This is a genomic window from Geothrix rubra, from assembly GCF_030268065.1.
Taxonomy (GTDB): Bacteria; Acidobacteriota; Holophagae; order Holophagales; family Holophagaceae; genus Geothrix; species Geothrix rubra.
Window position 1 is genome coordinate 491483 of the sequence record NZ_BSDD01000003.1, and the last position, 12377, is coordinate 503859.

9 protein-coding genes are annotated in these 12377 nt (G+C 72.0%); 6 read left to right on the forward strand and 3 right to left on the reverse strand.

Features of this window, described 5'->3' with window-relative positions; genetic code table 11:
• The first annotated feature begins 14 nt into the window (after positions 1-14).
• The gene (sufU, locus tag QSJ33_RS10300) at positions 15-464 is read left to right on the forward strand and encodes a Fe-S cluster assembly sulfur transfer protein SufU (protein WP_285725350.1); all 450 of its coding nucleotides are present in this window, start codon (positions 15-17) and stop codon (positions 462-464) included.
• 3 nt (positions 465-467) lie between these two features.
• The gene (locus QSJ33_RS10305; protein ID WP_285725359.1) at positions 468-1025 is read left to right on the forward strand and encodes a NifU family protein; all 558 of its coding nucleotides are present in this window, start codon (positions 468-470) and stop codon (positions 1023-1025) included.
• A gap of 191 nt (positions 1026-1216) precedes the next feature.
• Here QSJ33_RS10305 and QSJ33_RS10310 read toward each other — a convergent pair whose 3' ends face one another.
• Positions 1217-1723 (reverse strand): hypothetical protein, encoded by a 507-nt coding sequence (locus QSJ33_RS10310; RefSeq protein ID WP_285725367.1) that lies wholly within the window; start codon positions 1721-1723, stop codon positions 1217-1219.
• A 29-nt stretch (positions 1724-1752) separates the two neighbouring features.
• Complete coding sequence (locus QSJ33_RS10315; RefSeq protein ID WP_285725375.1) at positions 1753-2517, reverse strand: NRDE family protein; 765 nt, start codon at positions 2515-2517, stop codon at positions 1753-1755.
• A gap of 455 nt (positions 2518-2972) precedes the next feature.
• Between QSJ33_RS10315 and QSJ33_RS10320 the strand changes: the two genes are divergently transcribed.
• Complete coding sequence (locus QSJ33_RS10320; protein WP_285725384.1) at positions 2973-4733, forward strand: 30S ribosomal protein S1; 1761 nt, start codon at positions 2973-2975, stop codon at positions 4731-4733.
• Positions 4734-5103: 370 nt separating this feature from the next.
• A complete protein-coding gene (locus QSJ33_RS10325; protein WP_285725404.1) occupies positions 5104-7446 on the forward strand; it encodes a pentapeptide repeat-containing protein in 2343 nt (780 codons plus the stop codon).
• Positions 7447-7479: 33 nt separating this feature from the next.
• Here QSJ33_RS10325 and QSJ33_RS10330 read toward each other — a convergent pair whose 3' ends face one another.
• The gene (locus tag QSJ33_RS10330) at positions 7480-7950 is read right to left on the reverse strand and encodes a bactofilin family protein (protein ID WP_285725411.1); all 471 of its coding nucleotides are present in this window, start codon (positions 7948-7950) and stop codon (positions 7480-7482) included.
• Between the two features lie 149 nt (positions 7951-8099).
• Here QSJ33_RS10330 and QSJ33_RS10335 point away from each other — a divergent pair, with 149 nt between their 5' ends.
• The gene (locus QSJ33_RS10335) at positions 8100-9236 is read left to right on the forward strand and encodes an exonuclease SbcCD subunit D (protein WP_285725418.1); all 1137 of its coding nucleotides are present in this window, start codon (positions 8100-8102) and stop codon (positions 9234-9236) included.
• Positions 9233-12304, forward strand: coding sequence for an AAA family ATPase (locus QSJ33_RS10340; protein WP_285725424.1), 3072 nt, complete (start codon positions 9233-9235; stop codon positions 12302-12304). The genes QSJ33_RS10335 and QSJ33_RS10340 overlap by 4 nt, the downstream gene beginning before the upstream one ends.
• Positions 12305-12377: the final 73 nt, after the last annotated feature.

A 12377-nucleotide genomic window follows, 5' to 3' on the forward strand; every position in this document is an offset into this window, starting at 1 on the left:
CTCGGATGTATCCGATGACCGACCCCCGCGAGCTCTACCAGCAGGTGATCCTGGAGCACAACAAGAAGCCCCGGAACTTTGGGAAGCTGGAGCCCTGCACCCACCACGCGGAGGGCCACAATCCGCTCTGCGGCGACCAGCTGGACCTGACGCTGATCGTCGAGCATGGCCTGGTCCAGGAGGTGAAGTTCCAGGGCAGCGGTTGCGCCATCGACGTGGCCAGCGCCTCCCTGATGACGCAAGCGGTGAAGGGCCGCCCCGTGGCCGAGGCCGAGGCCATGGCCGAGCAGTTCCGGGGCATGGTGCGCGGCGAGCTGGACCCGGCCACCCAGACGCCCCTCCTCGGCAAGCTCGTCCTCTTCCAGGGCGTCAAGGACCTCCCCAGCCGGGTGAAGTGCGCCGTCCTGCCCTGGGCCACCCTCCACGCCGCGCTCAAAGGCGAGGCCGAAGCCTCCACCGAGTAGCCCATGCCCAAGATTGCCGAAATCGAGTACACGCCGAACCCCAACGCGGTGAAGTTCGTGCTGAAGGAGCCCGTCGCCGTGGGCTTCCCCAAGTCCTTCCCCAACGCGGAGACCGCCGAGCATGACGAGCTGGCCAAGGCCCTCTTCGCCGTGGGTCACGTCACGTCGGTCTTCATGCAGGACAAGTTCCTCACGGTGAGCAAGACCGAGGACAAGGGCTGGCCCGAGATGCTGCCCCTCCTGGCCGCGCCCATCCGCGCCGCCGCGGGCGCGGGCGGCGCCTCCGGCGCCCCGGCCGCGCCGCGGGTCTTCAGCAAGATCGACGACGCGGACGACCCCCTGCTCAGGGACATCCGCCTGGTGCTGGAGAGCGGCATCCTGCCCGCCCTGGCGGCCGACGGCGGCGGCCTGGAGCTGGTGGGCCGCCATGAGAAGCAGGTCATGATCCGGTACATGGGTGCCTGCGGCAGCTGCCCCGCCAGCCTCACCGGCACCCTCATGGCCATCGAGGGCATGCTCCAGAAGGAAGTGGATCCCGAGCTCGTGGTGATCTCGGTCTAGACTCCCTGGCGATGGATGGCGAGGACTGGAGTTCGTCGGCCGGCGCGAGAAGCAGGTCATGATCCGGCCGATGCTCACCTGGGGGCGCCTGCGGCAGCTGCCCCGCCAGCCTCACCGGCACTCTCATGGCCATCGAGGGCATGCTCCAGAAGGATGTCGATCCCGAGGTCGTGGTGATCTCGGTCTAGCCCCTACTTCCCGCCCTCCGGCGGCTTTCCGACCAGCTCGGTGAGGGCCCGGCTCGTGGCGTCCTCGGCGTTGTCCGAGAAGGTCAGGTCCCATTTCCACGCGTGATGCCGGCGGATGAGGTGGGCCCGGCCCCGGAAGGTCACCTTCTGCCCCCGCAGGGTGATCGTGCAGGACGTCGGCAGGGTGGCATAGTCCCCGCGGATCTCGGCTTCGCCCACGGCCACGTCTGACATGCCCCCGAACACCTCGTCCACGGCCGCCTGGTTCCTGCCGATCCCCTTGCGCACGTCGGCGGCGAAGTCCTCCGCACGGGGCGGAAGGCCGTCCGTCGCGCCTTCGGAAAGGGCCACGGTGGCGTAGAGGGCCACCCAGTCCTGCCGCTGGAGGATCTTGAACACGGCGAGGGCCGTCTGCCGGGCCTCGGGGGCCCCGGCGGAGGGACCCGCCTGGGCGAAGGCACCCGCCCCCGCCAGGCACAGCATGATCAGGACCCTGCGAATGCCGACCACGGGAGCCTCCGGGAGGAATGCCTCCCAGCCTAGCACTCCGAGGGTGGGCCGGACCGGGGGAACGCCACCGCCGTACGCCCTTCCCGGCCGCTGGCCGTGAACCGCTGTTCGAGGACGGACACGGTCTCCCGACCCAGGCGGAGGAGGGTGGATGCCCGGGTGCCGTAGGTCGGCGTCTTCACGAAGATGGGCGAGAGGGCCCGCTCCCAGGCGAGCGGAACGCCCGTGCGGGGTAGGTGGGCCTCCTCGAAGGGGCGGTCGTCCTCCAGCAGCGCCAGCAGGGCCGCGTCGTCTCCGGGATCCACCGCCGCCAGGCGCTCCCGGAGGGCCTCGGCCTTGGGCCAGGGCTCGTCGAAGTCCCCGTTGGAGAGGACGTGGAGGCCGGGGTCGAAGGCGATCATCCGGTCGTCCCGGCTCTGGTAGCCCACCAGCTCGCCCCCATCGAAGAGGATCAGGTTGAAGGGGTTGTACCGCCCGGCTTCCCCGCGCAGGGCCGCCAGGAAGGCCCCCGCGGAAAGCTCCCCCTCCAGGAACCGCGCGGGGAGGTGGCCCCGGCTGGGCGCCTCCGGTCGCGGGGGGCCGGCCTGCCGGAAGTTCGTGATCGCCGCGCACCGCCCGTCCCTGGCCACCCCCAGCCAGGTGCCGCCGGCCCGCAGGTCCCGCCCCGCCAGAAGCCGGCCCCCCGCCCACCAGGCCAGGGGGGCCGTCGGGCGGTCGTAGGACTCGTCCCGGTTCCCCAGGAGGAGGAGCGGCTCGGCGGTCCCGGGTTCCCATCGGAAGGCGATCAGGCACATGCGGCACTTCCTGTGCCGCACCCTGCGGGCTTCGGCTGCGCCAAAGTGGCCCTTCGCTCCTGCTCTGGGCTCATGCGGCACTTCCTGTGCCGCACCCTGCGGGCTTCGGCTGCGCCAAAGTGGCCCTTCGCTCCTGCTCTGGGCTCATGCGGCACTTCCTGTGCCGCACCCTGCGGGCCTGGCTCGGGCTGCGCCCTCGGGCCCATGGCCCCGCCATCGGCTACGCCGATGCGGCCCTATCCCGCCTACGCGCTGCTCCGGCGAGATGGTCGGCTGCGCCAAAGTGGCCCTTCGCTCCTGCTTGGTGCTCATGGGCCCATTGTGACCCGATCGGGCGGATTCCTCCGCTGGCCTCCCCGGGAGTTCCAGGGTAGTCTGTCCGTTCTGCCGGACTTCGTGTGCCGGGATTCCAGCGCACCGCCAGAGCGCGGGCGCAACCAAACGAGGTGGACTTCATGTCCAAGCTAGAAGCAATCATCAGGGGCAAGGCCTCCAAGCAGATGGGCCGCATCACCGTGCTGGACGCGGGATACGTCGAGGACGAGAGTCCGGAGGGCCAGGAGTTCATGGCAGCCCTGCAGGGCGAGACCCGGGGCCTCCGCGAGGAGGAAGTGGTCCGCGGCGTCGTCGTGGAGATCCGCGGCAAGGACGTCATCGTCGACATCGGCTACAAGGGGTCGGGCACCGTCAACCTGGACGAGTTCAACAACCCTGACGGCACGCAGGGCGTGCAGGTGGGCGACGTCGTCGAGGTCCTGCTCGAGATGCTCGAGGACGCCAACGGCAACGTGCGCCTCAGCCGCGAGCGCGCCGAGAAGATGAAGATCTGGGACGAGGTCGAGAAGGCCTTCCGCTCCAACATGACCGTGCACGGCACGGTGCTCGAGAAGGTCAAGGGCGGCCTGGCCGTGGACATCGGCATCCGCGCCTTCCTGCCCGGCAGCCAGGTGGACATGAAGCCCGTCCGCAACCTGGATCCCTACCTCGGCAAGTCCTTCGACATGAAGGTGATCAAGGTGAACCGCCGCCGGGGCAACATCGTGCTGTCCCGCAAGCTGTTCCTCGAGACCATCAACGCCAGCCTGAAGGAAGAGACCCTGGCGGGCCTCGAGGAAGGCAAGCTGGTCGAGGGCACCATCAAGAACATCACCGAGTACGGCGCCTTCGTGGACCTGGGCGGCGTGGACGGCCTGCTGCACATCACCGACATGAGCTGGGGCCGCCTGAACCACCCCTCCGAGATGTTCCAGGTGGGCGACAAGGTCGAAGTGGCCGTCCTCAAGTACGACAAGGACACCGAGCGCGTCAGCCTCGGCTACAAGCAGAAGTTCCCGGATCCCTGGCTCTCCGTCGAGGAGCGCTACCCGATCCAGGCCACGGTCAAGGGCAAGGTCGTCTCCATCACCGACTACGGCGCCTTCGTGGAGCTGGAGCCCGGCATCGAGGGCCTGGTGCACGTCTCCGAGATGAGCTGGACCAAGAAGGTCAAGTCCGCCAAGGGCATGGTCAACCTGGGCGACCAGGTCGAGGCCGTCATCCTGCAGGTGGACTCGGACAACCGGCGCATCAGCCTCGGCATGAAGCAGATCACCCCGAACCCCTGGATGGCCATCGCCGAGAAGTACCAGCCCGGCCAGATCGTCACCGGCACCGTGCGCAACATCACGGAGTTCGGCGCCTTCATCGAGCTGGAGGAGGGCATCGACGGCCTCATCCACGTGTCCGACTTCAGCTGGACCAAGAAGATCAAGCACCCCGGCGAGATCGTGAAGAAGGGCGACAGCGTCACCGCCAAGGTCCTCAGCCTGGACCCCCTGGCCCAGCGCATGAGCCTCGGCGTGAAGCAGATGGAACCCAACGTCTGGGAGATCTTCTTCGAGAACCACAGCGTGGGCGCCGTCCTCACCGGCAAGATCGCCCGCCTGACCGACTTCGGGGCCTTCGTGGACCTGGGCGACGGCATCGAGGGCCTGGTGCACGTCTCCGAGCTCTCCCGCCGCCGCGTGGAGGACATCCAGAAGGAGTTCTCCGCCGGCCAGGAGCTCACCATGAAGATCGTGAAGCTCGATCCCACCGAGCGCCGCATCGGCCTCTCCGTCAAGCAGCTGGAGCAGGACATGGAGCGGGGCGACATGGAAGCCGCCAAGGCCCGCCAGCCCGAGTTCAAGAAGGCGACTCTGGCCGACGCCTTCAACAAGGCGGAGCGGGAAGATTAACCTCTCCCGATCCCAGACAAGGCCCCCGCAAGGGGGCCTTGTCGTGCCTGGGGTCACAACCGGACCGGACGCCTGCGGCCAAATGTTGACCTGGGAGGGATTTTTGATGCCCCTCCCCCTGGCCCCGGAGAAGCGGACGGGACGCGGGATTCCGGGCCGGGTACCCTTGCAAAGCGCCGTGAATTCTGTTGATGGCGCCTCGCGGCGTTGGATAAACTCTGACGCAAACATCGGCAGGCCAAAGCCCCTCCAGCAATGGCCGTGATCTGCCCCTTCCCCCGCCCCGGCCCCGCCGGCACCCCGGGGGTGCTGCGGGGGATTCCGCCACCAGCCACCCCGCACCCGAAGCCCGTCACCCAAAGGAAGCTCCATGAGCGAACTTACCCGGAAGGAAGTGGTCTTCATCCTCAAGTCGGGGAAGAACTTCCAGCGCAATGATCTGAGCGGCCTCGACTTGAGGGGCTTCGATTTCTCCGGGGCCAACCTCTCCGAAGCCAACCTGGCGGGTGCCATCCTGAACCAGACCCAGCTGCGGGGCGCCAACCTTGCCGGGGCGGATCTCCGGCTCGCCAACCTGGACGAGGCCGACCTGGAGGGCGCGAACCTGTCCCGGGCCCGCATGGCCGGCGTGAACCTCTCCGGGGCCAACCTCGCGAAGTCCGACCTCACCTTCTTCGACATCCAGCAGTACGAGCCCGCCACCATCCCCAACTTCGCGGGTGCCAACCTCGCCGGCGCCGTCCTGACGGGGGTGACCCTCACGGGGGTGGACCTCAGCGGGAAGGACCTGCGCGGCGCCAACCTCAGCGGGGCGGACCTCCGGCAGACCGTGCTCGAGGGCGCCAACCTGGAGGGCGCGAACCTCGCCCAGGCCAACCTCGTGGGCGCGAACCTCGCCAAGGCCAACCTCTCCGGCGCGACGCTCCAGGGCAGCACCCTGGGCGGCGCCAACCTGAACCTCGCGAACCTGGCCGGGGCGAACCTCGCGGACGCGGACCTCCACTGGGCCAGCCTCACGGAGGCGAACCTCCAGGGCGCGAACCTGAGCCAGGCCAACCTGAAGGGCACCAACCTCTCCGGCGCGAACCTGCAGGGCGCGGACCTGCGTCACCTGGACATCCTGAAGTACGAGAAGGGAGACGTGCCCAAGCTCAAGGGCGCGAACCTCAGCGGTGCGAACCTCAGCGGCACCAGCCTGCGGGGCATGGACCTGGGCCACACGAACCTGAGCCGGGCGGACCTCGGCGGCGCCACCCTCCGGCAGACCAACCTCGAGAGCGCGGACCTCCGCGAGGCCAACCTCAAGGGTGCGGACCTGGGCGAGGCCAACCTCAGCGGCTCCGTCCTCGCCGGCGCCAACCTGGGCGCGGCCCAGCTGGGCGGGGCCATCCTGAGCCAGACGGACCTCCGCAGCGCCGACCTCACCGGCGCGGACCTCCGGGAGATCAACCTCAGCGGCGCGAACCTCAGCGGCGCGAACCTCAGTGGCGCCAGCCTCACCGGCGCCCAGCTGGAGGACGCCGTGCTGGCCGGGACCGTCCTGGTGGGGGCCAACCTCAGCCGCGTGGACCTCTCCCGGAAGAACCTGAAGGGGGCCGACCTCTCCAAGGCCGATCTGTCCCAGACCAACCTGGACGGCGCCAACCTCGCCGGCGCGGTGTTCAGCGGCGCGAAGTTCTCCGAGACCCACCTGGGCGGCGCGAACCTCCGGGGGGCCCAGCTCAGCGGCAACGATCTGCGCACCGCCAACATCTGCGGGGCGGACCTCAGCAGCGCCGACCTCGCCGGTGCGGACCTGCGGGACAGCATCCTCAGCGCGAACTTCCACGGCGCGAACCTCCAGGCCGCCAACGTCCAGGGCGCCACCCTGGACCGCGCGGTCCTGACCGCCGCGAACCTCTCCGACGTGGACCTCCGGGGCCTCGTCCTCGAGGGCATGGACCTCAACCATGCCGTGCTCGACGGCGCCAACCTCTCCGGCAGCGCCATGCGCGGCGCCATCCTCCGCTCCGCGCGGGCCCTGGGGGCCGACCTGAGCGGCTGCGACCTGGCCAGCGCCGATCTCCGCAATTCGGACTTCAGCGGCGCCAACTTCTTCGGCTGCGACCTGGAGGGCGCCAACCTCCGCGAGGCCAACCTGGCCTCCCTGCCCACCGAGTCCCGCGGCGAATACCGCACCAACCTGAGCAACGCCAACCTCACCCGGGCGAACCTCGGCGGGGCCAGCCTCTACCAGGCCAACCTGAACGAGGCCATGCTCGTGAACGCCGACCTCACCAGCGCCAGCCTCGTGTGGGCCGACCTCCGCGGCGTGGACCTGCGCCAGACCACCCTCAAGGACACGGACCTGCGCCAGGCCAACCTGGACGGCGCCAACCTCTGCGGGGCCGACCTGCGGGAGACCATCCTCCAGGACGCCTTCCTGGACGGCGCCAACCTCTCCGGCGCCAACCTCTCCGGCGTGAAGCTCGCGGGTGCCGACCTGCGGCACACCAACCTCATCGACGCCAGCCTGGACGGGGCCGACCTCAGCGGCGCCAACCTGGTGGGCGCCAACCTGGTCTGGACCAACCTCAGCGGCGCCAACCTGGGTCGCGCCAACCTGAGCCGGGCCAAGCTCAGCGGCGCCAACCTGGGCGGAGCCGACCTGCGCGAGGCCAACCTCGCCGAGACCAACCTCGACAACACCAACCTCCAGGGCGCCAAGCGCTGAGGCCCGGGACGGGCGGCGCGCGGCGCCGGCCTCCTAGAACCGGCTCTTGTCGAAGGAGCGGACCGGCGGCGTGAGGTCTGCGAAGCGCTCGTCCCGCCGCGGCGCGAGGGGGGCAGGCTCCTTCTCCGCGGGGGCGCCGGTGCGGTGGACGCAGGTCCCCTGCAGGATGCCCCCCTCGTCCACGATCAGGGTGCCCAGCTCCACCTCGCCCTCCACCCGGCCCGATTCCAGGATCTCCAGGCAGGTCTCCACCTTGAGGACGCCCTCCACCCGGCCGAGGACCGTCAGGCGACGGGCCTGGACGGTGCCCTTGACGAGGCCGGTGGCGGCCACCAGCACATCGCCCTGGCACTGGATGTTCCCCTCCACGGCCCCCTCGACCCGCAGGCCATCGGCCCCCGCGAGGATGTCCCCCGTCCAGCGGGTGCCCTCGCCGAGCACGGTGCGGAGGTGCTGGGATCCCTGGGATCGCGCGGTGCCCTTGGCGTGGCTGTGACTGAACATGGCGTCCCGGAATGGAAGGTCGGCAGCTGGCTCGGGAAGGGGCAGGCCCCTCCCCACTCCAGTATCGGTCCAAAGCGCGGCCGCACTTGAGAACCGCCTCGAGGAGGGAGGGTGCCCAAGGTCCCCCCTTGGAGCCACACTGGAGGTCCATGCGATTCCTCCACACCTCCGACTGGCACCTGGGGAAGACCCTCTGCAATGCCGACCTCCTGCCGGACCAGGCCCACGTGCTGGATCAGGTCGTGGGCATGCTGAAGGCCACCGGCGCCGAGGCCCTGGTCGTCGCGGGCGACATCTACGACCGGGCCGTGCCGCCCAAGGAGGCCGTGGGCCTCCTGGACGACCTCCTGAACCGTGTCGTGCGCGGGCTGGGCGTGCCCGTGCTGCTCATCGCCGGCAACCACGACAGCCCCGAGCGCCTGGGCTTCGCCTCGGGCTTCCTGCAGGCCCAGGGCCTCCATGTGGCCGGCCCCCTCACCGCCGAAGCGGAACCGGTGGTGATCGGCGGCGCGGCCTTCCACCTGCTGCCCTATGCCGATCCCACCCTGGCCCGCGCCGCCTTCGGGGATCCCGCCCTACGCACCCACCAGGACGCCCTGGCGGCCCAGGTGAGCCGGGCCCGGGCCCGCCACCCGGAGGGACTGCCCTTCTTGGCGGTGGCCCACGCCTTCGTCACCGGCAGCCTGGTGTCCGACTCCGAGCTGGGCCTCGGCGTGGGCGGTGCGGGCGAGGTGGACGTCCGGGTCTTCGAGGGCTGCGACTACGTGGCCCTGGGCCACCTGCACCGGCCCCAGGAGGCCGGCCGCCCCGGCGTGCGCTATGCGGGGAGCCCCCTGAAGTACAGCGCCTCCGAGGCCGCCCACGTGAAGGCCGCCACCCTGGTGGAGCTGTCCGCCACGGGACCCGCCCGCACCGAGCCCCTGCCCTTCTCGCCCCGCCGCGACCTCCGCCGCCTCCGGGGCCGCTTCGAGGACCTGATGCAGGGCGCCGGCGGCAGCCGCGAGGACTACCTCTTCCTGGAGCTGGTGGACGACGGTCCGGTGCTCGACGCCATGGCCCGCCTCCGCGAGGTCTACCCCAACATCCTCGGCATCCAGCCCGCCCCCCGGGACGCGGCCCTGGAGGACGGCACGGAGCTCCTCGGACCCGACCCCCGGGACCTCGACCCCGAGCGGCTCTTCGAGGCCTTCGTGCGGCAGAGCGCGGGCCGGGAGCTGGACGAGGCCGAGCGGGCCCTCTTCCGCGAGGTGGCGGCCCGGGCCCTGGATCCCCAGGAGCCGGCATGAAGCCCCTGTTCCTCGCCCTCGAGGCCTTCGGCCCCTACGCGGGCCGGCAGGAGCTCGACTTCGCCGACCTGCGCGGCCAGGACTTCTTCCTCATCCACGGGCCCACAGGCGCGGGCAAGACCAGCCTCCTCGACGGCATCAGCTATGCCCTCTACGGCGTCACCAGCGGCGGCCTGCGGGAGGCCCGGGACCTGCGCAGCCACTTCGCCGCACCGGGGACGCCCACCCGCGTCACCTTCGACTTCGCCCTGGGCGACCGGACCTTCCGCGTCGAGCGGATGCCGGAGCAGATGGTGCCCAAGGCGCCGGGGAAGCGCGGGAAGGTGGAGGACGCGTTCAAGAAGCAGGCCCACGCGGCGCGGCTCTGGGAGCTGAAGGGCGACGAGGCCCTGCCCCTGACGGGCGGGAAGGCCTCCGAGGTGGACGCGAAGGTGGCCCAGCTCATGGGCTTCAAGGCCGACCAATTCCGGCAGGTGGTCCTGCTGCCCCAGGGGCGCTTCCAGGAATTCATGCTCGCCGACGCCCTCAACCGGCAGGCGATCCTCCAGACCCTCTTCCAGACGGGCCGCTACGCCCGCATCACCGAGCTGCTGGCCGAGGAGGAGCGGGCCCTCAAGGAAGCCGGCCGCACCACCCTGGCGGAGATCCGGCAGCTGCTTTCCCAGGCCGATGCGGATTCCGTGGAGGAGCTGCCGGGCCGCATCCGGACCGCGACGGAACGGGCCGACGGGCTCCGCGCCGAGCAGGCCGCGGCCCTGGCGGCCCTGCGCGCCGCCGGCACGGCCCTCCAGGCCGGCCGGCAGGCCGCCGGGTTCCTCGCGGACCGGGACGCCGCCCGCACCGAACTGGGGGCCCTCCAGGGCGCCGTCCGCCGCATGGAGGCCCGGCGCACCGAGCTGGACCGGGCCCGCCGCGCGGAGGCGGTGCGGGCCGAGGCCCTGGCCGCGGAAGCCGCGCAGAAGCGCCTCGCGGACCTCGCCGCCGCCGAGGAGGGCCTCCAGCGCGAGGTCCGGTCCCGCGAGGCGGCCCTGGCGAGGGCCACCGAGGCCATGGCAGAGGCCGAAGGCCACGAGATCCGCCGCGAGGAGCTGCGCCGCACCCTCGCCCGGCTGAAGGAGCTCCAACCCCGGCTGGCGGCCCTCGAGGCGGCCCGGGAGGAATCGAAGGCCACGGCCCTGGAGCGGGGCCGCCTGGAGGACCGCACCGGGGAGGCCCGGCGGGCCCTGGACCGGGCGCAGCGCGACCTGGCCAGCCGGCAGGCGGAGCTGCAGGAGCTGAAGACCGAGGCCTCGCAGGCCCTGGGCCGCGAAGGCCTCCTCTACCTCATCAAGAAGGTGCGGGGCCAGCGCCTGGAGCTGGACCGCCACCTCGCCGACACGGCGCGGGCCCAGGCCGCCCTCGACGAGGCCCTGGCGACCCGCGAGGCGGCGCGGACCCTGGCCCTCGCCTCCCGGGAGCGGCTGCAGGCCCTGGTGGCCCGGCGCCTGGAGGGCCATGCCGCCCGCCTGGCGGAATCCCTGGTGGACGGCCAGCCCTGCCCCGTCTGCGGCAGCCCCGACCACCCCCAGCCTGCCCGGGGCCTGCCCGGCGGAACCGAGGACGTGGAGCTGGCCGAGGCGCAGGCCCGGGAGGCCGCCGACGCCAGGGCCCTGACCCAGGCCGAGGACGCCCTGCGCAGCCGCTCGGGCATCCTGGAGGCGGCCCGCGCCCGGCGGGACCTCCTGCAGGAGACCCTCGGCGAGCACGCCGCCAGCACGGCCGAGACGCTGACCGAGATCGAGGCGCGCCACCGGCGGGACCTGGACCGCAGCCGCACCGCCCTCGCCCGGCTCCCGGAGGTCGAAGCCGCGCTGGCCCAGGCCGAGCAGGCCCGGGAGCGCGCCGAGGGCGGGGCCGGGGAGGTGGCCCGGGAGCTGTCCGACGTCCAGCAGCGGGAGGCCGCGGCGCGGGAGCGGCTGAAGGTGCTGGAGGAGGGCCTGCTCGCGGAACTGCGGGTGCCCGGCGCGCTCTCCACGCGGCTGGAGCAGGCCGAGCGCGAGCTGGCCGAGGCCGAGGCGGAGCTGGCCCAGGCCCGGGAGGCGCGGGACGCGGCCCTGGCTGCCCTGGGAGAGGCCCGGACCCGGCTCCAGGCCCACCTGGAGCGCGCGATCCTGGCCAGGACGGACGCCGAAGCCCGGGAGGCGGCCTTCGACGAGGCCCTGGCGAAGGCCGGCTTCCACGGCCGGGAGGACCATGGCCTCGCCCGGCGCACGCCGGAGGAGACCGCGGCCCTGGCCGCCGAGCTGGAGACCCACGACCGGGCCCTGGCCGTGGCGCGGGACCGCGCCGCCCAGGCCGAGGCCCGGGCGGAGGGCCTCGAGGCCCCGGACCTGCCCGCCCTGGAGGCCGCCGAAGCCCAGGCCCAGGCGCGGGCCGCCGCTGCCGGCGAGGCCCTGGGGCAGGCCCAGTCCGAGGAGGCGGCCCTGCAGCGGCTCGAGGCCGACCTCACCCGCCTGGTGGCCGCCCGCGACGCCCAGGACCGGCGCTACCGCCTCGTGGCCGGCCTGGCCCGCCTCGCCAAGGGCGGCGAGGGGGACCGGGTCTCCTTCGAGCGCTACGTCCAGGGGGCCCTGCTCGACGAGGTGCTGGCCTCGGCCTCCGAGCGCCTCCGCCGCATGAGCAAGCAGCGCTACGCCCTCCGCCGCGCCGCCGGCAGCGGCGACCTGCGCAAGGCCGGCGGCCTGGACCTGGAGATCACGGACACCCACACGGGCCGCGCCCGGCCCGTGAGCACCCTGTCCGGCGGCGAGGGCTTCCAGGCCAGCCTGGCCCTGGCCCTGGGCCTCTCGGACGTGGTGCAGCGCCACGCGGGGGGCATCCGCCTCGACACCGTCTTCATCGACGAGGGCTTCGGCAGCCTGGATCCCGAGGCCCTGGACCTGGCCCTGCGCACCCTGGAGGATCTCCAGCAAGGCGGCCGCCTCGTGGGCCTCATCAGCCACCTGGAGGAGATCAAGGCCCGCATCTCCGCCCGCCTGGAGGTGGTCCCGGGCCCCGGCGGCAGCCACGCCGCCTTCCGGGTGGGCTGACCCAGGATCCACGCAGATTTCAAGCAAAGCGGGAACGCAAAGGACGCAGAAACCCGCAGAGGGCACAGAGGAT

Excerpts from the sequence above, each read along its gene's own strand:
- sufU (WP_285725350.1), top strand. The coding sequence starts at position 15 with ATGACCGACCCCCGCGAGCTCTACCAGCAGGTGATCCTGGAGCACAAC.
- QSJ33_RS10305 (WP_285725359.1), top strand. The coding sequence starts at position 468 with ATGCCCAAGATTGCCGAAATCGAGTACACGCCGAACCCCAACGCGGTG.
- QSJ33_RS10315 (WP_285725375.1), bottom strand. The coding sequence starts at position 2,517 with ATGTGCCTGATCGCCTTCCGATGGGAACCCGGGACCGCCGAGCCGCTC.
- QSJ33_RS10320 (WP_285725384.1), top strand. The coding sequence starts at position 2,973 with ATGTCCAAGCTAGAAGCAATCATCAGGGGCAAGGCCTCCAAGCAGATG.
- QSJ33_RS10325 (WP_285725404.1), top strand. The coding sequence starts at position 5,104 with ATGAGCGAACTTACCCGGAAGGAAGTGGTCTTCATCCTCAAGTCGGGG.
- QSJ33_RS10330 (WP_285725411.1), bottom strand. The coding sequence starts at position 7,950 with ATGTTCAGTCACAGCCACGCCAAGGGCACCGCGCGATCCCAGGGATCC.
- QSJ33_RS10335 (WP_285725418.1), top strand. The coding sequence starts at position 8,100 with ATGCGATTCCTCCACACCTCCGACTGGCACCTGGGGAAGACCCTCTGC.
- QSJ33_RS10340 (WP_285725424.1), top strand. The coding sequence starts at position 9,233 with ATGAAGCCCCTGTTCCTCGCCCTCGAGGCCTTCGGCCCCTACGCGGGC.